Origin of the sequence: Tenacibaculum dicentrarchi (genome assembly GCF_964036635.1) — a bacterium.
In the GTDB taxonomy this organism is placed as follows: Bacteria; Bacteroidota; Bacteroidia; order Flavobacteriales; family Flavobacteriaceae; genus Polaribacter; species Polaribacter dicentrarchi.
This window is the reverse complement of sequence record NZ_OZ038524.1, coordinates 1108134-1133145: the sequence shown is the minus strand read 5'-3', so window position 1 is coordinate 1133145 and position 25012 is coordinate 1108134. Positions and strand designations below refer to the sequence as shown.

Genomic DNA, 25012 nt, shown 5'->3' with positions numbered 1-25012 from the left:
TTATGCTATTCTTTTCACCTTTTTTGTAGTATTCTGATTTTTGATTTTCAATAATTCTTCACGATGTTTTACCACTTCTCCTAACACGATAATTGCAGGGTTTTCCAATTGATTTTCAAGCACAATTTGTTCGATAGTGTCTACCGTTCCTATGCCTATTTTTTCTTCGGATGTGGTTCCGTTTTGAATAATTGCGATGGGTAAATCGTGCTTATTTTCTTGTTTAAAAAGATTTACAATTTCTGATAATTTACCCATTCCCATTAAAATAACTACTGTTGCATTTGATTTTGATGCCAAAGCAATATCGCTCGACAATTTATGTTCTTTGGTTGTTCCTGTAATGACCCAAAAACTTTCAGCATATCCACGTTTTGTAAGCGGGATATTTTGAGAAGCTGCTACGGCTAATGATGATGAAACCCCTGGAATAACCGCAACTGTTACGCCAAATTTCGCTGCATATTCCATTTCTTCAGCTCCTCGTCCAAAAATAAACGGATCGCCACCTTTTAAGCGTACCACATGCCCCTGCGATTTTGCTCTAGCCACAATTAATTCATTAATTTGCTCTTGCTGATATTTATAACAACCTCGGCGTTTTCCTACAAAAATAACCTCAGCTTTTGGGTTTATATAACTTAATAATTCATCATTTACCAAAGCATCGTATAAAACAACGTCGGCTGTTTTTAATACCTTAATAGCTTTTAAAGTGATTAAATCTACATCGCCAGGCCCTGCTCCGATTACGGTTAATTTTGGTAAATTTCTCATCATCATTATTATTTTTATTAATTTTCTAAGGCTAATTTCCTATAAGAATCTACCGATTTATAAAACACTTTTGTATCGTTTAAATATTTATTTGCAAATGCTTCTGTTGGTTCATTTTCTTTTATTTGATACACAAAATCAGCAAAAGAAGTTTTTGTTGGCAACGTAATTTTATTTGTATCAATAAAAACCTTATCAAAATTAGTTATAATTCCTGCCTGTGTATTTGTTTTTTCACCTTCGGCAGTTAATAAAGCTTTTGCAGTATTTATAATTGCTGAATACGAATGATAAATGCTATCCGACCATTGTTTTTGGTTAAAAGCTTGACTAGCATTTTCAATTTTCTCTTCACTTTCAAATAAAAGTGTTGCAATTAAATCGATAACAACCCCAGCACATTCACCAACTCCGATGGCTTTCACATAGTTTTTATCGTGTCCCCAATCCATAAAATCATCTTCGGATAAATTAGAGGTATCCGACAAATGCTTTAACAAATCATAGAAATACGTTTTTCCTTTTCTATCATAATATGTTAAAAAATCTTCATTTTCGAGTTTATTTTGAATTTTATTATCTTCAAAATCATTTAATAAAATACGCAACGATTCTGGTCCTCTTTTACTCGGTATTTTTACTAATTTATCAGAAAAACGCCCTTGCCCATCACCAATTACACCACCACCAACTAAAACTTGTAAGGCAGGTGCTAATAAATTACCAACTTTTACAGACATTCCTTGAAAACCGATATGTGCCATATTGTGCTGTCCACAGGCATTCATACAACCGCTAATTTTAATCGCCAAGTCTTTGTTGTTTACATACGCAGGATATTCCGTTTTTAAAACACGTTCCAATTCTGAGGCAATTCCTGTACTGCTCGAAATCCCTAAATTACAGGTGTCTGTTCCAGGGCAAGCCGTGATGTCGTTAAAGCTATTATATCCCGCTTCGGTAAAGCCTAATTTTTCTAATTCGATATAAAAAAAAGGCAAAGCTTCTTCACGAATATGACGAATTAAAATGTTTTGACGCAAGGTAAAACGCAATTCATTTGCCCCATATTTTTTAATTAAATCGGCTAATAAACGAGCTTTATCGGTATAAAAATCACCTAAATGAACTTTTATTCCAATTGCAAATAAACCTGATTGCTTTTGTTTGATAACATTTGACTGTTTCCATTTATTATAACTTTCTTTATCTTTGATTTTTACCAAAGGAATTTCAGCAGTTTCAAATTTTATTTCCTGCTCAAAATCAGTTGTATCAATTGGATAATTTGTGTATGAAAATGCTTTTTGTTCTTCTTTAACTAAATCTAAAAAAGCAGGAACACCTATATCTTTTATTAAAAATTTCAAACGAGCTTTTGCTCTTTTTGCACGTTCACCGTATCTGTCAAAAACACGTAAAACGCCTTCAATAGTAGGAATTAATAAATTTACAGGTAAAAATTCATAAATAATATCGGCATGTCGAGGTTGTGACCCCAATCCTCCGCCTAATAAAACTTTGAATCCTTTTGCTGATTTTCCGTCTATTATTTTTGATTTGGCGATAAAACCTAAATCGTGCATAAAACTTAACGCTGTGTCTTCATCCGTAGCTGAAAATGACATTTTAAATTTTCGTCCCATTTCTTGACAAATTGGATTTCTTAAGAAAAATTTAAACGTAGCATCGGCATAGGGCGACACATCAAAAGGTTCATTTACATCAATTCCTGCGGTTTCCGATGCGGTTATATTTCGAACGGCATTTCCACAAGCTTCTCGTAAAGTAATATCATCTTTTTCTAATTGTGCCCATAATTCTGGCGTTCTATCTAAACTCACATGATGAATTTGAATATCCTGACGCGTTGTAATATGCAAACGCCCACGAGAATACTCGTCAGAAACATCGGCAATTCGGTGTAATTGTTCGCTAGAAACTCTTCCGTAAGGCAATTTTATACGAATCATTTGCACGCCCAATTGACGTTGCCCATAAACTCCTCGTGCTAATCGTAAGCTACGAAAACGCTCTTCATCAATTTTACCTTCTTTAAAAAGTTCAATTTTTCGTGCTAATTCTAGAATATCTTTTTCTACAATTGGGTTCTCTATTTCGGTTCTAAAACTTTGCATAATTTTATTAGGTATCCGCTTTTTTACAAGCGTTTTATTTTGATATAATTTTGATTACTCAATAAAGCCAACTCCTGCGGTGTTATTGGTTTTTGGGTCGATTAAAATAAACGAACCTGTTGCTTTATTTTTACTATAACTATCAAAAAACAGCGGTTTATTTACTTTTAAAGAAACTTCGCCAATCGCATTTAAAATCAATTGTGATGGATTTTCTTCTTTCCCCGAAAAATCGGTTTTTATAATTGATGTTAAAGTCGTTATTTTTGCCTGCACTTCATTTACACCGTGTTTTATAATGTATTTTGAAGATGCTTGTAAAGGTGTTTTATCCATCCAACAAATAGTGGCATTTAATTGTTTTGCAACGGTTGGTTCTTCATTTTCTTTGACCAACATATCGCCTCGGCTGATATTAATATTATCATCTAAAGTGATGGTTATTGAACTTCCTTGAGTTGCTTTTTGATATTCTTTATCAAAAAAATGAATGCTTTTTATTTTCGATTTTGTTTCAGAAGGTAATACCATTATGGTATCGCCAACGGCTAAATCGCCACCATAAATTTTACCTGCGTATCCTCTAAAATCGTGATATTGTTCGGTTTTAGGTCTGATAACCGTTTGCACAGGAAAACGTGTTTGCGAAGCTTGAGAAACATCTTCAAATTCTAAGGTTTCTAAATGATTTAACAAGGTTTCTCCTTTATACCAAGGCATTTTTGTTGATGATTTAACTACATTATCGCCTTTTAATGCCGAAATAGGAATAAAGGTTATTTGTTGATTTTCATAGCCACTTTTACTTGCTAAATCTTGGATTTCTTTTTTAATTTCATTGAATTTTTCTTCTGAAAAATCAACCAAATCCATTTTATTAACCGCAATTACCACATCTTTTACACGTAATAAGGTATTGATAAAAAAATGACGATACGTTTGTTCAACTACGCCATTTCGAGCATCAATTAAAACGATAGAAGCTTGAGAATTAGATGCTCCCGTAACCATATTTCGAGTATATTCAATATGCCCAGGCGTATCGGCAATAATAAAACTCGTTGTTGGTGTTGAAAAATAAATATGTGCAACATCAATAGTAATTCCTTGCTCACGTTCGGCAACTAAACCATCGGTTGCTAATGAAAAATCTAAATAATCAAAACCTCTTTGTTTACTTTTTGCTTCAATTGCCTCCAATTTATCGTCTGTTAATGATTTTGTATCATATAAAATACGACCAATTAAAGTACTTTTACCATCATCGACACTTCCTGCTGTTGCTATTTTTAATACGTTCATTTTTGTATGCTATTGGTTTTTACTGATTTCAATTCAAAACTTGAAAACAATTAAAGACCGATTTTTTTTATTAAATTATTTTTAATTTTTTCAGATAAATTTTAAATCTTCTTAAAAATAACCTTGTTGTTTACGTTTTTCCATGGCTGCTTCCGAGCGTTTATCATCAATTCTAGCCCCTCTTTCTGAAATGGTTGATTCTTTAATTTCGGCAACCACTTTATCAATACTTACAGCATCCGACAACACAGCGGCGGTACAACTCATATCGCCAACAGTACGAAAACGCACCATTCGCTCTTGAACAACCTCATCTTCTTCACGATAAACAACGGCATCTTCAGCCGACCAAATCATTCCATCACGAACAAAGGTTTTTCTTTTATGTGCAAAATAAATTGAAGGAATTTCAATCGCTTCTTTTTGAATATAGCTCCAAACATCTAACTCTGTCCAATTTGAAATAGGAAAAACACGTACATTCTGCCCTAAATCAATTCTTCCGTTTAAAATATCAAATAACTCAGGACGCTGATTTTTTTCGTCCCATTGCCCAAAATCATCTCTTACCGAAAAAATACGTTCTTTGGCTCTTGCTTTTTCTTCATCTCTACGAGCACCACCGATACAGGCATCAAAACCGAACTCTTCAATGGCATCTAATAGCGTTTCAGTTTGCAACATATTTCTACTTGCATATTTACCCGTTTCTTCTTTAACTTTACCATTATCAATATTATCTTGAACATTTCTAACGATTAATTCCACGCCTAATTCTTTGGCTAAACGGTCTCTAAATTCGATAGTTTCAGGAAAATTATGCCCTGTATCAATGTGCATTAAAGGAAACGGTATTTTCGCTGGATAAAATGCTTTTTGTGCCAATCGAACTAAGGTAATACTGTCTTTTCCCCCTGAAAATAATAATACAGGTTTTTCAAACTGTGCGACAACTTCTCTGAAAATATAAATAGCTTCGCTTTCTAAAGCACCTACTTTTATGGTGTTTTCTAAAGTTTTTGAGGCTATTTTTGATACTTTTTTTGATGTTGTTTTTGATGTTATGTCTGTTTTTTCTATTGCTATAATGTCCATAATGATACTCTTATTTTTAAATATGTAAACCGCATTCTCTGTTACTTTCTACCTTTGTTGGGTCAAAATATTTGAACTCATTTGGTAATTTATGGGTTTTTAAATACCCGTCTAAATCTTCATCTGTCCAATGATAAAAAGGGCTTACTTTTAAGATGCCATCTTTACTAAAAGATAAAACACCGATACCATCTCTAAAAGCCGTTTGTCCTTTTCGAAGATTGGTAAACCATATTTCAGGCTGATGAATTTTCATAGCTCTTTTAAAGGGTTCTAATTTTACTTGTTCAGTAAATTTCGCATGATTTTTATCATCAACCGAAGGAAGCCCCATAATAACAGTACGATGTGCTACGGTTTGTTTCGGCACATATAAATCAACATTTAAGTGTAATGTTTCAATGAGTTCTTGGGCGTGTTTATAGGTTTGGGGGGTGTTGTAACCTGTATCGCACCAAACAACTTTTATATTGGGGCTTTCTTGGGATGTTAGGTGTAAAATAGCTACTTCATAAGGTCGAAAGTTTGTGGTAATAATGGTTTTTTGATCTAAATTAAAAACCCATTGCACAATTTCTTTTGGGCTTAGTTTTGCTAATTCTTTATTTAAAATTTCTAAATTTAATTCGTTTTTTAAGCTCATTATTTTCCCCATTTTATTTTATTCCAAATTCTTTCGTGAAAAAAGTATAATACCATTTTTGTAATTAATTCGATGCTTCCTATTGAAAATGCTAAGGCTAATTCTCCTGTAATTAACCACGATATTAAAACCGTATCTATTGTTCCAATTATCCGCCAACTTACCGATTTAGCAAGGCTTCGCAAGGTGTTTTCATCTCCTTTGCCTGGCGTGTTATTTTTATTTTCTTTTATTAATTGTTCTAAAATCATTTCAAAATACTATTTCCCTATCGGGTAACTAGGTTTTAAGATTGCAAATGTATCAATTCAAATTAGATAACAAAAAAATTAAGGCTAAATTTTACAAAAACACTACTTAAAAGGACTTTTTATACTAAATCGGCAAGGGTTGTATTTTTCAATACTTCTAAGGTACTATCTCTAACTTGTATCATCAATTTACGTACACCACAAGCCTGTTCATCAGGGCAATCAATACATTTTTCATAATAGTTTAAACTCACGCAAGGAAGCATCGCTATTGGTCCTTCGAGAGTTCTAATAACGTCGGTCATTTGTATTTCTGATGCTTCTTTTAGCAGATAATATCCGCCACCTTTTCCTTTTTTCGCACCTAAAAAACCTGCTTTTCGCAATGTGAGTAAAATACTTTCTAGAAATTTATGTGAAATATTTTCACATTCGGAAATAGTGGCTATTTGCATTTTTATTCCGTGTTCTTGCCTAGCGATAAATGTTAGGGCTTTAATTCCGTATTTTGTTTTTTTAGATAGCATACCCCAAAAGTACACTTTTTATTTAATTTTTTATTATTTGTTATTTTTCTAAAGCCTGTTTTAAGTCGTTTATAATATCTATTACATTTTCTAAACCGACAGAACATCGAACTAAACTATCGGTAATTCCTACTTCTATTCTATCATTTATATTTAATTTACTATGTGTTGTTGATGCTGGATGCGTTACAATACTTCTAGTATCGCCTAAATTTGCCGATAAAGAACACATTTTGATGGCATTTAAAAACTTCCGCCCTGCATTAATGCCTCCTTTTATTTCGAAAGCTACAATATTTCCACCGAATCGCATTTGTTTTTTGGCGATTTCATACTTTGGATGCGATTTTAAAAATGGATATTTCACTAAATTTACCTTCGGATGATTTTCTAAAAATTCCGCTATTTTTAAGGCATTTTCACAATGTTTTTCAACACGGATGCTTAATGTTTCTAAACTTTTTGATAAAATCCACGCATTAAAAGGCGACATTGCAGGACCTGTATTTCTTGAAAATAAATAAATTTCTCGAATTAAATTAGCTTTTCCAACAGTAACTCCGCCTAAAACTCTTCCTTGTCCGTCAATTAATTTAGTTGCCGAATGAATGACTAAATCGGCACCAAAATCAATAGGATTTTGCAAATAAGGCGTCGCAAAACAATTGTCAATTATCAATAATAAATTATGTTTTTTAGCAATTTTACCAAGCAATTCTAAATCAATAATATCAACCGCTGGGTTTGTTGGCGTTTCGGCATATAAAATTTTAGTGTTTGGCTGAATTAAACTTTCTATTTTTTCAACTTCAGATATTTTAAAATAACTAGTTTCAATATTCCATTTCGGAAAATATTTAGTAAACAAACTATGTGTTGAACCAAATACAGATTTACAAGAAACAATATGCTCGCCAGCACTCAATAAAGCTCCGAAAGTCGAAAAAACAGCCGACATACCAGTTGCAAAAGCATATCCTGCTTCCGCTTTTTCCATCGCCACAATTTTATCTACAAATTCCGTGGTATTAGGATTTGAAAATCGGCTATATAAATTTTTATCTTTTTCTTCAGCAAAACAAGCACGCATATCTTCTGCATCTTCAAACACAAAACTAGATGTTAGATATAACGGCGTAGAATGTTCCGAAAATTGTGAACGTTCGGTTTGATTTCTTATCGCTTGGGTTTCAAACTGATGACTCATATTTGTTGTTTTTTATCTTTTAATTATTTTTTGCCAAGCGTAAAATATCACCAAAAACACCTCTTGCGGTTACCTTTGCCCCCGCTCCTGCTCCTTGAATAACAATGGGTTTTTCGCCATAAGATTCCGTGTAAATTTCAAAAAGAACATCCGAACCTTTTAAACTTCCCAAAACAGAATTTGTTGGCACAGAAACTAATTTCACCGTTAAATTTCCTTTTTCTTTTGATAAATCGCCTGATAAATCACCTATATAACGCAATACATGATTGGGTTTTTGTGCGTTTTTTTTCTGCTGAAAAACAGTATTTAAAGCTTTTAAATTCGATAAAAAATCAGCCGAAGAACTTTCTCTAAAATCTATTGGAATTAAATTTTCAATGGCAATATCTTCCAATTCATTTTTTAAATCTAACTCTCGTGCTAAAATCAATAATTTTCTAGCCACATCGTTTCCGCATAAATCTTCTCTTGGGTCTGGCTCGGTAAATCCCTTGTCAATTGCTTTTTGAAGTATTTCAGAAAAGGCTACATCATCCGAAGATAAAGTGTTAAATAAATAACTTAACGACCCCGAAAAAACGCCTCTAATTTTGGTGATATTTTCTCCTGAATCATGTAATAATTTAATCGTATCAATTAACGGTAAACCTGCACCAACATTGGTTTCATACAAATATGATTTATTATTTTTAGCTAAAGTATCTCTTAATTTTTTATAAAAATTATGCGATACGGTATTGGCTATTTTATTAGAAGAAACCAAATCGAAACCAGCTTCAATTAACGATGTATAATTTTCAATAAATTGATGACTAGCCGTATTATCAACAGCAATTAAATTTTCTAAATGATGTTGTTTTGCAAAATTAATAATGGTATTTACCGAAGAAACCTCTTGACTATTTTCGATTTTATTTTGCCAATTTTCATCAATTCCTTTCTGATTTAACAGCAATTTTTTAGAACCTGAAATGGCAAAAATATTCAATTGAATTTTATTTCTTTCAAGTACTGATTTTGTGTTTTCTATAATTTGATTAATTAAAGTTCCACCCACTAAACCTTTTCCAAAAACGGCAATATTTATTTTTTTAGCAACGCCAAAAACTTGCCCGTGAATAACGTTTAAAGCTTTATGTAATTGCTGTTTTTTAACAACCAAACTCACATTTTTACCTGAAATTGTGTTATTAAATAGCAACGGAACAATTTGATTTTTAATCAAGGCATTATACGAATGATGAAATTCACTTAAATCTTGCCCAATAATTGAAATCACCGAAACATCGGCTACAATTGAAATTTGATGTACATCTTTGGTATAAAAATCACTTTCAAATTCTTGCTCTAATGCCTTTATAGCTTCTTCGGATTTACTTTTATCAATCACCAAACCGATGCCTCTTTCCGAAGAACCTTGCGACACAATACTCACACTTATTTCTTTATTACTTAACGCTTTAAAAATACGCGCATCTACGCCAACTTTTCCTAATAAACCTCTTCCTTCAAAATTTAATAGAGCAACATTATCTAAAACAGCAATCGATTTTATGCCTTTTGAAGTTGTTTTCGATGTAATTAAAGTACCTGAATCGTTGGGTTTAAACGTATTTAAAATCCGAAGATTGATATTTTTTTCCAATAACGGACTGATTGTTTTTCCATGTAAAATAGTCGCTCCAAAATTGGCTAATTCATTTGCTTCAGAAAAAGAAAGCGTTTCTATTTTTTGAGCATCGGCAACCAAATCGGGGTTTGCGGTAAAAATTCCATCAACATGCGTGTAATTTTGCAATTCATCAGCATTTAAAAAATTCGCCAATAACGATGCTGTATAATTACTTCCATTTCGTCCTAAAGTAGTAGTTTCTCCTTTTAAATTAGAGGCTATAAAACCTGTTACAATAGTTACTGTATTGTTATTTTTCTTAAAATATTTTTGTACATTTTCTTTTGATATTTTTATAATTGGCTGTGCATTTCCAAAATTTTCAGCTGTTTTTAATAGCTTTCTGGCATCGGTAATTTTTGCTGATATTCCTTTTTGCGTTAAAAGTTCAGTAACTGTTTTTGCTGATAAAATTTCTCCTTGTGCTAGAATTTCATCTTTTATTTTTGGGCTAAAATCACCTAATAAACGAACTCCTTCGAAAAGTTTTTCTAAATGTGTAAATTCTGATGAAAAATCAAGCAGTGGCGTTAATTTTGATTGCTCAAATTTAAAAGCTTCAAACTGCTGTTTATAATTTTCATTTTTAGCAGATTTTTCTAAAATTTCTTCTAGTTGATTTGTGGCATTTCCTCTTGCCGAAACAACTACTGCTATTTTTTCTTGATTATTTATTTTTTCTTCAATAATAGAAATTACATTGCTAATTCCGTTATTTGACAACGATTTTCCTCCAAATTTGATTATTTTTATGTTCTTATTTTTTAATTTTGGATTAAAAATTGGGCTGATAATTTTATCCAATTGCTCATATTCCATTAAAAAAGCATCGTGTCCGTGTACCGAATTTATTTCATTATACGTAACATTATCATGTACTGAAGCGAGTTCTTTTTGCGTTTCTCTATTTTCTTCGGCGGTAAAAAATAAATCAGAATCAACGCCAATAATATGAATATCGGCTTGAATTTTTTCTAAAACAGCTACTTTATTTTCATTGCTATTTTTGGTTACATCAATGGTTTTTAACAACTGATTCATTAATTTATAGGATGCCAATTGATAGCGTTCTTGTAATTTTTCGCCATGATGTAATAACCAACTTTCAACATTAAATATTTCAGAATTATCTTTTTTAGAGCGATGAAAACGTTCTTTAAAAGATTTTGGCGTTCGATAACAAAGCATTGCGTGCATGCGGGCATCATGCACAGGATTTTTTGAATTTACTAAAAATTGTTCTTGAATTTGACAATTGGCAATTAACCAATCCGTAGCTTTCCAATCGGTGGCAATTGGGATAAATTTTTGTGTTATTTCAGGATTTAAAACTGCCATTTCCCACGCAATTCCTCCGCCTAAAGAACCGCCAATTAAGGCAAATAATTTTGTGATTTTTAGTTTTTCTAAGCCTTTTAAAAACAGCTTTGCAATATCTCTAGCCATAAAATTCTTATAATTTTCAATTAAAAAACCATCGTAGCCATTTCCTGGAATATTGAAACATAAAACTGTATAATTTGCCGTATTTATGGCTTTATTTTTTCCGATTAAATCTTTCCACCAGCCATTTTTTTGGTTTGCAACATTGCTATTTCCTGTTAATGCGTGATTGATTAAAACCACGGGTGCTGTGCCTAACTCTTTGCCAAAAACTTCATAACTTAAAGGAGTTTTTTCGAAAAAAAGTCCATTTTCTGTGGTAAAGTTGATAATATTTATCTGTAAAAGTTGCTGTATTAACATATTATAATTTTAAAAAAGACGTTTTTAAATCATTTTTTAAATCATCAATATTTTCTAATCCTACGGATAAACGAATTAAATCGTTAGTAACGCCTGCGCTTATCTGTGCCTTTTCGCTTAACTGTTGATGCGTGGTACTTGCAGGATGAATAATTAAAGATTTCGTATCGCCAATATTGGCTAATAATGAAAATAATTTTGTAGTATCCGCTACTTTTTTAGCCGATTCATAGCCTCCTTTTACGCCAAAAGTTACGATACCGCTTTGTCCTTTTGGTAAATATTTATCTGCTAATTTTTTATATTTGCTACTTTCCAATCCTGGGTAATTTACCCAAGCAACTTCTTCTTGGTTTTCTAACCATTTCGCTAATTCTAGGGCGTTTTCACTATGTTTTTTTATTCTGATTTCTAAGGTTTCCAATCCTTGGATAATATTAAACGCATTTGTAGGACTCAACGCTCCTCCAAAATCACGTAATCCTTCTAAAATTAATTTAAAAGTATAAGAAGATGCCCCTAAAACATCATTGTAAACCAGCCCATGATAGCCTGCGGAAGGTTCTGTAAATTCTGGAAATTTACCATTTGCCCAATTAAAAGTTCCTGCATCAATAATTGCTCCTCCTAAAGAAGTTCCGTGTCCGCCGATATATTTTGTTAACGAGTGAATTACGATATTTGCGCCGTGCTTAATTGGGTTTAACAAGGCTGGAGTTGCTACGGTATTATCGACAATAAAAGGAACTTCGGCGGTTTTTGCGTGGTTTGATATTGCTTTTAAATCTAACACATCTAACTTTGGGTTTCCTAAAGATTCTACAAAAAAAGCACGGGTATTTTCTTGTACTGCTTTGCCGAAATTATCAGGATTTGAAGCATCAACAAAAGTGGTTGTAATTCCTAATCGTGGTAGGGTAACGCTTAATAAATTGTACGTTCCGCCGTACAAACTGCTCGATGCTACAATATGGTCGCCTGCTTTTAACAAGGTTAATAATCCTGTTGAAATTGCCGATGTTCCTGACGCGAAAACTACCGCACCAATTCCGCCTTCTAAACTCGCTAAACGGTCTTGTAAAATTTGATTTGTTGGGTTGTTTAATCGGGTGTAAATAAAGCCCAATTCTTTTAATGAAAATAGATTTCCTGCATGCTCAGAATCGTTAAAAACATACGATGTTGTTTGGTAAATTGGTACGGCTCGTGTCCCTGCGGTTTGTGTTGCGTCGTGACCTGCGTGTAATGCGTTTGTTGCGAATTTTTGGGTACTCATTTTTCTTGTTTTTTGAAATAATTAAAATTAAAACAAAAGTTACCTGCACCTATTATTTTGATGCGCTTACTCGAAAAATGTTATGAAGAAATAGAACAATTACAGCGCTGTAATTGCTTTTTAGTTATCTATCCAATTTTAGATAAATGAATCTAAAATTAAGTAGAATTTAGCACCTTCTTTGACTTAAACAAAGGGTTGCTAAGGCTTCATAGGGTCTAATCCCTCCGCCTTTCTTGATAACATTGTCAATAAGTTATTGAACTTTGTGAGCACAAATATTCAATTATTATATTTTAATATCCAAATTTATTTTACTTTTTATTTTTAAAATAAATTATTTCAGTTACAAAATTTCACTAAAATAGGCTTGTTATTTTAACGTAAAATCAAGCGTTTTTTTATCAAAAATAAAGCAAAAATAAAGAAGAATTATTTGAAGCATTTTCCCGCTTTCCGCACTCGCTTCTGGCTAAAAAAAGCCAGAGAGCTCAAACAATTGCTACAATCGGGGCTAGGCATTTTGCACTATTTTTAAAGCAGTACATAACAGCATATATTTGCTAGATAAAAAAATTAAAAACCTCTTCAAAAACCAAATAAAAACAAGCCAAAAACAAAGAGAATTTCGTTCAAAATAACCTGCTTATTTTTAGTTGTTTTAGTTTATTTTTTCATAAATCTAACTACTTTTAATCGAAAAAATTTTTAAAAAAAAAGAAAAAATCACTAAAAAATCGTTTTTTCACGTTTTATAAGAACCTGTTTAAATTTCATCTAAAAAAATATAACAGAAAACAATAAATGAAATTCCCTTCAATTTCGCATCCTTATTTGCTGTAATTTTTAGTTTTTTTTGATGATTATTGTCAATTCGAGTAATTTTAATGACTAAAAGGAATTAAAATTATATCGAGAATTTGAGTTCTTTTATATTGATGAATTTTAATTGTCTTTACTATTAAATCAGTTCTCAAGACTATTTTTTTGAAGAAAAAAAATCACTCGAACTGACAGATTATTTAATTTTAAACAGGTTTTTATATTTATCAAAGTTTTATACTAACGGTTCAAATCGCGTCCTCTTGGTTCATTTCCTTCTTGAAGCACCACATCGGAATGTAAAAATTTCACAGCAACTGCCGAACCTTTTACTTTAGAGGCGCTTCGTGCTAACATTTCGGCTTCAAAATTGGTTAATACCCGTTTTCTAATTCCTTGTGTTCGCCAATTAGATAAAGCACCACACTCTTTTTTTATAGTTCGGGCTAACGATAAAGCGTCTAATAATGCCTGATTTGCGCCCTGCCCTTTAAAGGGGCTCATTGGATGTGCGGCATCGCCGATTAATGTTGTTTTTTCTGATTTCTCTAATACTTCTGAACGTAGCAATTCTCGGTCGTACACTGGGTATCCTGATATTTTATCAGCGAGTGTAGCGGCTAAAATTTGAGGAATCGGCTCATGCCAAGCTGTTCGGCGGCAGGCTTCTTCTTTTAGGGCTTCTGCACCTTTTTTAGATAAAATTTTAGCATCTTGCTCTGGCATAGGAAAACTTAATTGCCACATTACCGAATCGGCTGTATAAGGCATCATATAAATGCGCTCGTTACCATTTGCGGTTTGAAATACTGTTGCCGAATCTAACAACGGATTTTCTAATTCTTTTAAAGCGTCTAAAGGACAAATCCCTAAAATAACAATACACCCCAAATAGCGTAAAGGTAGGTTTTTATCACCTAATAATAGGGTTCTTACCGAACTACGAATCCCATCTGCGCCTACAACAATATCTGCTTCGGATGTTTTTATTTTTCCATTTACTTGAAAGGTTAATTGAACTTTTTCGGTTGTTGTTTTTTTATTTTCTTTAAAATCAATTAATTGATGCCCCCATTTCACTTGATTTTTATTTGTTAATTGTTCTAAAAGTTCAAAGCGTAAAGATTGCCTTGGAATATGAATATTTGTTCGTTTTGAAGGTTTATTCTTGGCAATATTTTCGGCAGAATCCAACCATTTTCTCATGCCCCATTCGCCAATTATTTTACCTTCCGTTGTGTGAATAATATGTTTTGTAGAAACTACGCCTTCTTTTAATTTTAAAATACCCAGCGCTTGAATTGCTTTGCTTGCTTGTTGCAGGGTTAAGCCATAGCCTTGAGCTCGAGCATCGAAACTACTATCTCGTTCGTAAAGTGTAAAAGGTATTTGTCGATGTAAACAGGCTACTGCTAATGCCACGCCGCCAATACCACCGCCAATAATAGCTATATGCGGGTAATTTTCAAGTGGTTTTTTAGGTGGATTTGTTGTTTTTACCAATCCTGAACCACTACAATTTATACATTTAGCATAGCTTACTTTTGGAGCAATTGGCGCAATTAATGTAGGTTCAGTGACTGATTTAGCCAATGCTGTTTTATATTGAAATTTTGTTTTTTTACTGATTTTTCGACGTTTTTTTCCTTCGCCTTTGCATTGCGTACAAATAGTCCAATTAGTGGGGGAATTTTTCATATTTTAATACCTTATTTCGGGGGGGGTTAGCAATTATTGAATACGTAAAATTACATTTTTTACTTTTTAAAACCGAAAAATATTCGTTTTATCTGTCGTTTTTAATATAGTATTTTTTAAGTGATTTTTTTTAATTTTCGACTGAAAAAGTTTTGTAACATAAAAATAAGAAATCGAATCCGTCAAACTGAATTTAGTTCAGTTTCGCATCCTGATTTGCCGTATTTATTCCCTTTTTTTTGATGATTTTTGTCAATTCGAGTGATTTTAATGACTAAAAGGAATTAAAATTGTATCGAGAATTTGAATTATTTTATTTTTGATGCTAAAAAAGTTCTCGATACAATTTTTTTGAAGGAAAAAAATCACTCGAACTGACAGTTTATTTAATTTTTAAACAGGCTCTAAGGGTTTATTTTATTTTTTTAGATGCTTTTTAAGTGATTTTTTTTAATTTCATCTGAAAAAATTTTATCGTAGAAATAGAATTTGAAATTAGAACTTCTTTGACGGCATAAGCAAGATGCTTGCGCTAGCGGGAGATTTACCGTAGTTCTCTTGTTGATGTGATGCTGAAATAAATTCAGCATGACGAGAATCTGGTCTTACTTTTAAAATAATTACAAACAAAATAATCGAATATCTTAAAAATTAGTACAAAACCCTAGCCCTGATTGAACGGTTTGTTTGAGCTCTTTTTTGTTTTTTCTTTTAAAAAATAAAAAAAGCGAGTAGTGAAAGCAGGTAACTGCTTCAAAAAAATAATAACATATTAGCACAAAAAAAATCGCCTAAAAATATATTTAGGCGATTTATATAAAATAAAATTTCAATAGGTATTTTTATAAAAAATATTAATTTAATTTAAATCCTATCTTGAAAAAATACTGTCCGAAGAATGAAAATGTTGAATTCGATGCCTTACGACCTAGCGTTCCTGCATTCTTCTTTTTAGTGTTTGTTAAATAATTATAGCTTAAAGGTTTTACGTCGAAACCAATAAACATTTCTTTGGTTAAATAATAGTCTAAACCTGCAACTGCTTGCACGCCTACACCTAATAACTCAACATGACTTAACCCTAAATTAGAAATACTTGATGTATTACTTAAATCAATAGTAGGATCAAAACTAGAGGTTCTGGTATAGTCTATTGGTAATGAAAAACCTACATAAGGCACCAATTTTGGGCTTTTAAGTTTTAAATACCATTGCAAACCTAAAGCGGCATGTAAACTGTACTTGTCTTCACCTATAATAGACTGATACGCAGGAACAACTACAGCGTTATTATCGTCTAAAATTGCTGGAATATTAACCGATGAAGGAGTGGTTCTAAAAGTGAAACCTCCATTTAATGAAAGTGCCATTTTATCGGAAATGAAGTATTTACCTTCAACTCCTGCCATATTCATTAAGCTATTATCATTGCTATTAATGGTATTGGCATAAGGAGCTTGACCGCTTACCTGATGCGAATTACCAACATAAGTTCCGCCTTGTTCTATGTAAGAACCTCGTCCCATTAATAAGGAAACGGTATAGCTTCCTTTTTGGGGTTTATAAGCATCTGTTTGGCTGCTAACAACCATCTCTTTATCGTTTTGAGACATCGCTGCAAAACCTGATAAAGATAATAATGTTATCAATATATATTTTTTCATAATTAAATTCTTTAAGAAATTTTTTGAGTTAAAAGTACCCAAGGTAAAACTTGGGTACTATTGTGTTTACCTTAAAGAAAATATTATGCTGATAATGCTGATTCCATTAAAGCCTTATACATTTCTGCAGATTTTTTAAGTTTTTCAATTTTAACTTCTAAAACAGCAATCCCTTCTTCTAAATCAGCAATTTCTTCTGCTCTTTGATCAGTAAGATCTGTTTTACCATCTTTAATTTGCTCAATTTCACGTTTAGCCGTTGCGATAGCATTGGTTACCTCTAAAACCTCTGCTTTTTGAGTTTTAATTTGCTCGGTAATTTGCTTCATACGATCGTCATAATCATCACCTGAATATTCGTTTGCCTCTAATTCTAGCTCTAACCCATTGAAATAAACGATATCTCCTTGAAGATTGTCCATTTTTTCTTTGTTAACTGTAACCTCTAATTCTAAAGCGGTTACCTTGTCTTTTAAAGCTTGGTATTCTGCTAATTTAGTGGTGTCAATTAACCCTTCTAAACGTGTAATTTCAGTGTTACACTTTACAACATTTTGCTGTGCTTGTGTTAATTGATTTTCTGCGCTTAAAATATTATTTTCTAAAGATATTACAGCTTCTAAAGAAGTTACAACATCCCTAGCTGTATAATAATCTTTTTTTGCTTTATCATAAGCTGTTCTAGCAGTTGCTAAATTACCACTTAATGCAGTAGTATCATACTCTGCTAATTCTAATTCATACTCAGCTACTTCTGATTCAGCAGTAGTTAACCATGATTCATTATTGCTCAAATTTGTTTCAGCACCTGCTAAAGCTTGTTGTGCTTCATTAAATACTTCTGTATTTGTTTTTGTTTGGTCATCTCTTTCAACATTAAAAAACTCACCAACAGTAGGGTCGTTATAATAATCAGTAACAACACCGCCATTATTTACAACATCTTGATATGATGTATATGCTGTTGTTCCGAAAACAACCTCGTTATTATCGTTGCTGATAACTTTATAATAGGTAGCTGATGAACCATCATTTGCAATACCTGCTTTATCATCATAACCGTTACTGGTAATTATAACATCAGAAGGGTTTGCATCAAACTTTAATTTAGCTGCTTTGTATTCTGCTTCTAAAGAAGTTATAGAATTCTTTAAAGACTCAATGGTCGTTTTATAAGAAGCTATATTACTTTTTTTATTTGCAATATTATTGATAAGATCGCTATAGTTTGAAGAAAAACCTTGTGCTTCATTATACGCTTCTCTTGTTTGATCATAAAGAGCCTTTGCTGCTGTTTTATTGCTTAAAGCAACCTCATAGCTTACTGCTGTTCCTCCTGTTAACTCGGTTAATTCTTCTTGAGTTTCCGTTAAACTTTCTTTAGCAGTTGCTATATTTACATTAGCAGCTTCTATTTGTCTTTTATAAGAATTTAATAAATATTTTTCATTTTGATAATCATTTAAGTTTTCACTATAATCACCAAATACTGATAATTCAGTAGTTTCAATCTCGGTAATTCTAGCTTCTTTTTCTTTATTAGTTGCTTTTAAAGCATCTATTGCTTTTTGAATTTCAAGAACTTGAGCTCCAACAGTTGTAGGGTCAGATAAAACAGCTTCTAATAAAGCTAACTTATCAGTTTCTTTTAATAAACCGCTTTCTAATTCTAAAACCTCTAATTCGTAGCCTTTAATTGCGTTATCTTGATTAAAAACATCAACAACGTCAGCTTTTAACTTTACTAATTGACGATTTTTCTTCGCTAAATCAGCTTCTGCGCTAATAATTTGTCCTTTTTCAGCAAAAAATTTCCCTAAATAATCTCTAACAGCTTCCGATTTAACGTCTTCTATTTGTGTTTTTAAAGTTGCTAAAGCAGTAATGTGTTTTTGGTTTGCTAATTCAAGATCGTTTTGTGCAGCTGCAATTGCTAATTCATTTTGCGCTAATTCAGCAGCATTTGAATTTTCTTTACTTTTTACTTCTAGTAACACCAAAGCTAACTTTGCTTTTGCCATTTCTAATTCCGCTGTTTTTAAGGTTTTTCTAGCAGCAAGTAATTCCGCATGACCTTTGTAAATAGCTTCTACCTCACTAGACATTTCCTCTTTAACACAAGATGTTGTTAATCCTAAGGTACCTGCTAATAATACGGCAAGCGTAAATTTTCCAAAATTTTTCATTCTTTCTTTTTCTTTTTATTATTTATTTGTAATTATTTATACACATTTTTTTAAGTGAAAAACAACAGAATAACCCCCAAGTTTTGAAGATTTTTTTAAAAACCTTCCCTTAGATAAATGGCAATAATATTGTAACAAATTGAAAAATAAATTTTTTAGCAATTTTTTATTTTTTCACTGTTTTAGAAAGCAATTTCTGGTTCAAATGTATGTAAATATTCCTGATTACAAGCTTTTTAATATAAAATTATTAAAATTTTAACATAATTTTAACTAACTTATTTCATTTAATAAAGATAAAAAAGAGCTGTACCCCCTTATAACAAAGAGGAAACCATCTTACATATTGATTTAAAGCGAACTATACTAAATAAGAATAAACAAAAAACAGCGCTATCAATAGTGATAACGCTGTTTTTAATAAATAATATGAATTAAACAATGCTTTTTTTACTTAATAACTTTAATCCAGTTTCCTTTTGTTCTGGCTATATAATCATTATCATACATTGCTTCTACTTGTACACCTGGTAAATAATAAGTTCCTAAATACGATGCATTTAACAACACCGTAAATGTTTTTTTCTGATGTTCTTTTAGCGTAAAATAATTACTAATACTAGCATCACGAATATCTGTAAAATCTACTTCTGAAGATGTTGTATTATTTCCAAATTCAGTAAAACGAGTATTTACAATCTCCCATCCTGACGGAATATATTGTGTTAAAGCTACATTTTCAACCTTATCATTTGTCATATTTTTTACAGTAACCTCAGCTACAAAATTTGTTCCTTGCGATAAATTATCTATAGATATCGTAGTACCTTCTTTTGTTTTATAAGAAACAGTTGTTTCTATATTTTTCTGAATTACTTTTTCTTTACCTACAGGTAAAACCCCTTTATTAAATACTCTTACATATAAAACACCTTTACTATTATTAGAAACAGTAATTGTATTTTCTTTGTTAACATCATTTAAATCATCAGTAAATAAAGCTTTAGAAGTATTAACATTTTCTGATTTTTTATTTAAACTATAAGTTGCATTAATACCTGAATTTTCGCCATTTTGCAAAGCATATTTACTCATTGATAATAAACTATATGCTGTTGTTTGTGTACTCATCCATTTATCACCAGATAAAATTTCAGAAATTTGTTTAGCTAATTTTACTCCTTTTATTTCATCATTTAATAAAATATAAGTTTCTAATGCCATGGCTTTATTGCGGGTTTCAGAACCATAATTTGAATAACGTTTTTTACTATAATCATTTACGCTTAATTTACTTAAAATACCTTTTGCAATTGATTTTTTACCAATTAATGCATATGCACTTGCTAATCTCATTTTTGCTTCATTAGAAGTACCACTTGTTTCACGCAAACGATTCATAGAGGCAATATCAGCACTATTTGCCAAACTCAATGTGTATAATCGGTACGCTTGTGATAAAGAATTGTTTCCGTAATAAGAATTATTTCGCCAATTACGTGCTTGTTGTTTTTGATAACTAATCCATTTAGATTTAAAACCGATAGGTAACGCATATCCTTTTTTAGATGCTTCTATCATAAAATGACCTGCATAAGATGTTCCCCAACTATTTGCCGTGCTATTTCCTTGCCAATAAGACAAACCTCCATTTGATAATTGAAAATCTGATAATCGTTGAATAGTAGCTTTTATATTTCTCTCAATTTCTTGTTGTTTTTCTTCGGATAATTCAAATATTTCAGCCAAAAATAACTGAGGAAAAGCACTTGAAGTAGTTTGTTCTACACAACCATGCGGATATTGAATTAAATATTCCATGCGTTTGGTAAAATTCATTGGAGGTAATGTAGATAATTCTACACTTGCAGTATTAGTGCCAGCACTACCAAATGTGGTAAAATTAAGCGCACTTTTTTCATTTGATTTTAATACTAAATCTTTTACTTCTGTACTTATAGGATTCGGATTTAAAACATCTATTTCTACTTCGTAGGATGCTTTTTCACTTCCTGAAACTGCATCTATTTGTACTTTTCCAATTCCTTTAAAATCATTTACTTTCAAGGTAAAATAAACCATTTTTTCATCAGGTTGATTAAAAGATAACACTTGTGTTTTATCACCTAAAATAGTAAATGATTCATTTGGCTGTACTGTAACCTTAACCTTTTTTATAGAAGGTAACATTGCAAATACGTTAACAGGTAATGTTACAGTTTCTTGAGGCGTTATTTTACGAGGCAGTGATGCTAAAATCATTACAGGTTTACGTACTAAAGCTGTTTTTTCAGCACTTCCGTAAGCGTTATTTTCAACATCGGCAGCAACTACCATAGCACGTACCGAACCTATATATTTAGGTATTTTTATTGTATGTGTTTTACTAGCTCCTTTTTCTAAATTAAAAGGACCTAAATAAGTAACCATTGGTTTAAATCTATTAGCTTTTTTATTTTTACTTCCCGCTTCTGATTCATCTCCTCCAATACTTAAAATCTGATTTACTTTTCCTCCGTAAGCACCTACTACATCATCAAAAACATCCCAAGTTTTTACTCCTAATGATTGGCGTGCATAAAATGTATTCCACGGATTTGGTGTTTTAAATCGAGTTAAATCTAATAATCCATCATCAACCAAAGCAATTGTATAAGTCATTGCTTTTCCTTTTTCTTCTTTAACCTTTATTTTAGTTATTGATTCAGGTCTTATTTCATCTGCTAATTCAATCACTGGAGCTAATTTAGTTTCAGGATTATTTACTAACATAGGAATTGAACCATACATACGAATTGGTAAATCGTTAACCGTTTGACTATGTTTTTGTAATAACGAAATATTTACAAATACATTAGGTGTATAATTTGCTAATACAGGAAATTTAAATGCTGTTTGCTTAGCTGTTGTTTCTACCCAAAAATGGTCTAAAACTTCTGTTCCATTTTCAATAGTAATTAAAGCTCTTCCTCCTTCTGATGATGGAAATTTTACTGTAGCAGTTTCATTTACTTCATAAGATTCTTTATCTGTAGTAAAAACTAGCATCGTTGCATTTGTTTTATCTTGATTTCCTCTTTTCTTTCCATACCAAGAAGGCCAATCAAAATAAACAACATTTGAAGTAACATGTTTACTTCTCTTATCTGTTACTTTAATAAGATAACGTCCCCAATCATTTTCACTTATATTTAAATCAAAATAACCTTTTCCGTTAGCATTTGTTTTTACTTGTAATGTTTTATATGCTTGATGATGACGTGTTCCATCATAATTAGAAAGCCCATTATCAGAAGTACTCCACCACCAACGCCAAGAGATTTTATATACTTTTACTTCTAAATTATTAGCAACTCCTACGCCATTTTCATTTACTGATGCTACATTAAATGTATATTTTTCATCTGTAAATAAATAATTTTTAGATTGTTGTTCTGATGCGTTTAATAAACCAGCATAAGTTTTATAAGGTGATACTTTTTTCGAAAACACATCTGTACTAAAATCTCCACCATTTTCATAAACTTTTGTTATAAAACTAGCCTTTAACATTCCTGGAGCTTTACTTTCTAAACTTGGAGATACTGAAAAACTTGTTTCACCATCGTTATTTAATGTTCCGTCTAATACCTTAAATTCTTCTGTTCTAAAATTTCGAGTAATATCATCAAAATTATAATTTTTAAATTTCGGAAACTCCGTTTTTATCTGTCTAAATTTACCGTTAATATCCAACTTTAAATTTCTTGCAATTGCACCATGTAACCATTTTACTTCAACATCTCCATTAATATCTGTATCAGCTTTAATAAAATCGGCTGTGGTTTTTAACTTAATTTTTAAACGGTTTGGTTTTATAGTTTCAATTTTAAGTGTTTTATTAAAAACCGCACCACCAACGCTTACTCTTAATTTCCAATTTCCTGTAATTGCATCTTGACTAGTTTTCGGAGTATATCGATATACATTTTTATTATTTTTAGAAAGTACTTTTCGTTGGATAATTTTTCCTTGTGGATTAATCAATTCAAATTTAATAGGATGCTTTTCTGGTATCGGGTTTGCATTATCATTTAAAACAAAAGTCAAAAATAATTGATCACCAGGTCGCCAAACACCACGTTCACCATAAATATATCCTTTAATTCCTTTTTGAAGTTTTGTTCCTGAAACATCAAACTTACTCATTGACAAAGCATTTCCGTCATTTAACTTAATGTAAGTTGTATTTTCATCTTTAGTTACTTTTGCAAAAAAAGCATTACTAATTCCGTTAAAATTAGCAACACCATCGGTATTTGTTGTTGCCGTTATAACAGCTTGTTGTTGTAAATTATATAAGGTTACAGAAGCATCAGTAACAGGTTTTGTTGTTAATAAATTAGTAACAGCAATAAAAGTAGTTTTGTTATTTCCTTTTTTAACAATAACACCTAAGTTAGTCGCCAAAACATTGGTACTAATATTTTTATTATAAAAATACGAATCTGTACACGGATTTTCTCTGTCACTCCATCTATAACGATCATAATTATAATAATTAGGATTATCATATTCTCTTGTATCTACTTCTTTTTTACCATAAACAATAGTATTTGTATTCGTAGTTTCATCACAAGTATAATTAGAATATTTTTTATTGAATGAAAATTCAACTCTATACATTGCGCCATTTTCTATAGATAAAACTTCAGATAAATCTATAGCAAAAGCATTTTCTTTTGTTAAGTCAACACCTTTGTCCGTAAGATTTACTGTATATTTAGCTTCAGGACGACCTACATAACGTAAATTACCCTGATTACTTAAATTATTATTTTGTAAAAACTGTAAAACATTATTTTTATATATTTTATATACCGAAACATCAACAGCTTTTAAATTAACAGCTTTAAAATTAATTTTTAAATTAGTTGAACTCGGAATTATAGTTCCGCTTTTTATAAAACTTACTAAAGGCTTTAATTGTTTAAAATGTAACGTTTGACTGTAACCATGTTTTAAAGAAAATCCTTCTGTATTTTTAATTCCTTTAAAAACTTGTAATTCTACTTTATTTTTAAACGAACTCTTCGGATAAATAGTTACAATATTATTTGTTACTTTATATGTAAATCTTCTTTTTTGAGCATTTTTAAAAGCTATTAATCCCTGTAAATCTTGTGATTTTTTAATAGGGTCAGAAAAACTAACTTCAATATGTTGTTTATCAGTATCAATAACTTCAATACTTAATACTTTAAAATTATTTTTACCTGTTATTGTTAAAACACGTTCTCCTTTTGAACTAGAATTAATACTACTTCCATCCCAAATAACTTTTATATCTCTATCTTCTTCTAATCTTTTTAAATTTTTAATTTTAAAAAAAGCTTGAGAAACAAGTGTTTCTGATGTTTCAAAATTCATCGAAATATCAGAATTATTATACGTTGCTTTAACTAATTCTGATAATTTATCCGAAGAAATTACATCACTAATATTTACCACACCTTCTACATCATATATATTTTTACTAGAAACAATAGGTGTTGATAAGGTTACATTAAAAAGTAGTTCTTTAGTTTTTACTTTTGTCGTAAATTTTTGTAAATCATCAGAAATATCATCATATAATTTTGATAAATGAAGTGTTACTGTATATTCTGTGTTACTTTTTAATTTTTCTGAAGGAATAAAAGAAATTTTATTTCCATCTAAAAAAACCTCACCTTTCACCTGTGGATTTACCGTAATAACATCATTACTGACTGTGGTTACTTTAGGTGTTTTTTTTAGTATAAACCTAAAATCAGCAACAGATGAAATTATTTCCTTAGGAAATACTGAAACATATTCCGTATAATTATCAACAGTACTTTTATCTTCTACAGATTTTTTACAGGAATTAAACATCAATAGCAATAATGTTACTGCTATTATTTTCATAAAATTATTCATAATTAAGCATTTTTTTTGAAGTAGACCAAAGTTAATTGTTTTATCAATAAAATCGAACCTCTTTC

At 31.1% G+C, this 25012-nt stretch carries 14 protein-coding genes and 1 riboswitch; all 14 genes read right to left on the bottom strand.

The features are described 5' to 3' along the window. The 14 genes from cobA to ABNT14_RS04955 all read right to left on the bottom strand — a co-directional run bounded on the left by cobA (position 1) and on the right by ABNT14_RS04955 (position 24947). Positions 1–783, bottom strand: coding sequence for a uroporphyrinogen-III C-methyltransferase (cobA, locus tag ABNT14_RS05020; protein WP_101902010.1), 783 nt, complete (start codon positions 781–783; stop codon positions 1–3). An 11-nt stretch (positions 784–794) separates the two neighbouring features. Then, positions 795–2915, bottom strand: a complete 2121-nt coding sequence (locus ABNT14_RS05015; protein ID WP_101902009.1) for a nitrite/sulfite reductase — start codon at positions 2913–2915, stop codon at positions 795–797. A 54-nt stretch (positions 2916–2969) separates the two neighbouring features. Then, positions 2970–4217 (bottom strand): sulfate adenylyltransferase subunit 1, encoded by a 1248-nt coding sequence (locus ABNT14_RS05010; protein ID WP_101902006.1) that lies wholly within the window; start codon positions 4215–4217, stop codon positions 2970–2972. 111 nt (positions 4218–4328) lie between these two features. Continuing rightward, a complete protein-coding gene (cysD, locus tag ABNT14_RS05005; RefSeq protein WP_232152378.1) occupies positions 4329–5312 on the bottom strand; it encodes a sulfate adenylyltransferase subunit CysD in 984 nt (327 codons plus the stop codon). 16 nt (positions 5313–5328) lie between these two features. Further along, positions 5329–5955 (bottom strand): phosphoadenosine phosphosulfate reductase family protein, encoded by a 627-nt coding sequence (locus ABNT14_RS05000; RefSeq protein ID WP_101902070.1) that lies wholly within the window; start codon positions 5953–5955, stop codon positions 5329–5331. Beyond that, entirely contained in the window at positions 5955–6206 is a 252-nt protein-coding gene (locus tag ABNT14_RS04995; RefSeq protein WP_101902004.1) for a DUF2061 domain-containing protein, read from the bottom strand. The genes ABNT14_RS05000 and ABNT14_RS04995 overlap by 1 nt, the downstream gene beginning before the upstream one ends. 119 nt (positions 6207–6325) lie before the next feature. Beyond that, complete coding sequence (locus ABNT14_RS04990) at positions 6326–6733, bottom strand: RrF2 family transcriptional regulator (RefSeq protein ID WP_101902002.1); 408 nt, start codon at positions 6731–6733, stop codon at positions 6326–6328. Between the two features lie 40 nt (positions 6734–6773). Next, the gene (locus ABNT14_RS04985; RefSeq protein ID WP_101902000.1) at positions 6774–7940 is read right to left on the bottom strand and encodes a trans-sulfuration enzyme family protein; all 1167 of its coding nucleotides are present in this window, start codon (positions 7938–7940) and stop codon (positions 6774–6776) included. A gap of 19 nt (positions 7941–7959) precedes the next feature. Next, positions 7960–11361 (bottom strand): bifunctional aspartate kinase/homoserine dehydrogenase I, encoded by a 3402-nt coding sequence (gene thrA / locus ABNT14_RS04980; RefSeq protein ID WP_101901998.1) that lies wholly within the window; start codon positions 11359–11361, stop codon positions 7960–7962. 1 nt (position 11362) lies between these two features. Continuing rightward, positions 11363–12637, bottom strand: coding sequence for an O-acetylhomoserine aminocarboxypropyltransferase/cysteine synthase family protein (locus ABNT14_RS04975; protein ID WP_101908246.1), 1275 nt, complete (start codon positions 12635–12637; stop codon positions 11363–11365). A gap of 121 nt (positions 12638–12758) precedes the next feature. Further along, positions 12759–12883: riboswitch (SAM riboswitch) on the bottom strand. A gap of 816 nt (positions 12884–13699) precedes the next feature. Next, positions 13700–15157 carry an FAD-dependent oxidoreductase gene (locus tag ABNT14_RS04970; RefSeq protein ID WP_101901996.1) on the bottom strand — a complete coding sequence of 486 codons (1458 nt, stop codon included), beginning with the start codon at positions 15155–15157 and terminating at the stop codon, positions 13700–13702. 854 nt (positions 15158–16011) lie between these two features. Continuing rightward, positions 16012–16821 (bottom strand): BT1926 family outer membrane beta-barrel protein, encoded by an 810-nt coding sequence (locus ABNT14_RS04965; protein ID WP_101901994.1) that lies wholly within the window; start codon positions 16819–16821, stop codon positions 16012–16014. 83 nt (positions 16822–16904) lie between these two features. Beyond that, the gene (locus ABNT14_RS04960) at positions 16905–19007 is read right to left on the bottom strand and encodes a hypothetical protein (protein ID WP_101901992.1); all 2103 of its coding nucleotides are present in this window, start codon (positions 19005–19007) and stop codon (positions 16905–16907) included. Positions 19008–19457: 450 nt separating this feature from the next. Further along, positions 19458–24947, bottom strand: coding sequence for an alpha-2-macroglobulin family protein (locus tag ABNT14_RS04955; protein WP_348719400.1), 5490 nt, complete (start codon positions 24945–24947; stop codon positions 19458–19460). Positions 24948–25012: the final 65 nt, after the last annotated feature.

Bases quoted from the DNA above. Each gene is read 5' to 3' on its own strand.
- cobA (WP_101902010.1), bottom strand. From the start codon at position 783: ATGATGATGAGAAATTTACCAAAATTAACCGTAATCGGAGCAGGGCCT.
- ABNT14_RS05015 (WP_101902009.1), bottom strand. From the start codon at position 2,915: ATGCAAAGTTTTAGAACCGAAATAGAGAACCCAATTGTAGAAAAAGAT.
- ABNT14_RS05010 (WP_101902006.1), bottom strand. From the start codon at position 4,217: ATGAACGTATTAAAAATAGCAACAGCAGGAAGTGTCGATGATGGTAAA.
- cysD (WP_232152378.1), bottom strand. From the start codon at position 5,312: ATGGACATTATAGCAATAGAAAAAACAGACATAACATCAAAAACAACA.
- ABNT14_RS05000 (WP_101902070.1), bottom strand. From the start codon at position 5,955: ATGAGCTTAAAAAACGAATTAAATTTAGAAATTTTAAATAAAGAATTA.
- ABNT14_RS04995 (WP_101902004.1), bottom strand. From the start codon at position 6,206: ATGATTTTAGAACAATTAATAAAAGAAAATAAAAATAACACGCCAGGC.
- ABNT14_RS04990 (WP_101902002.1), bottom strand. From the start codon at position 6,733: ATGCTATCTAAAAAAACAAAATACGGAATTAAAGCCCTAACATTTATC.
- ABNT14_RS04985 (WP_101902000.1), bottom strand. From the start codon at position 7,940: ATGAGTCATCAGTTTGAAACCCAAGCGATAAGAAATCAAACCGAACGT.
- thrA (WP_101901998.1), bottom strand. From the start codon at position 11,361: ATGTTAATACAGCAACTTTTACAGATAAATATTATCAACTTTACCACA.
- ABNT14_RS04975 (WP_101908246.1), bottom strand. From the start codon at position 12,637: ATGAGTACCCAAAAATTCGCAACAAACGCATTACACGCAGGTCACGAC.
- ABNT14_RS04970 (WP_101901996.1), bottom strand. From the start codon at position 15,157: ATGAAAAATTCCCCCACTAATTGGACTATTTGTACGCAATGCAAAGGC.
- ABNT14_RS04965 (WP_101901994.1), bottom strand. From the start codon at position 16,821: ATGAAAAAATATATATTGATAACATTATTATCTTTATCAGGTTTTGCA.
- ABNT14_RS04960 (WP_101901992.1), bottom strand. From the start codon at position 19,007: ATGAAAAATTTTGGAAAATTTACGCTTGCCGTATTATTAGCAGGTACC.
- ABNT14_RS04955 (WP_348719400.1), bottom strand. From the start codon at position 24,947: ATGAATAATTTTATGAAAATAATAGCAGTAACATTATTGCTATTGATG.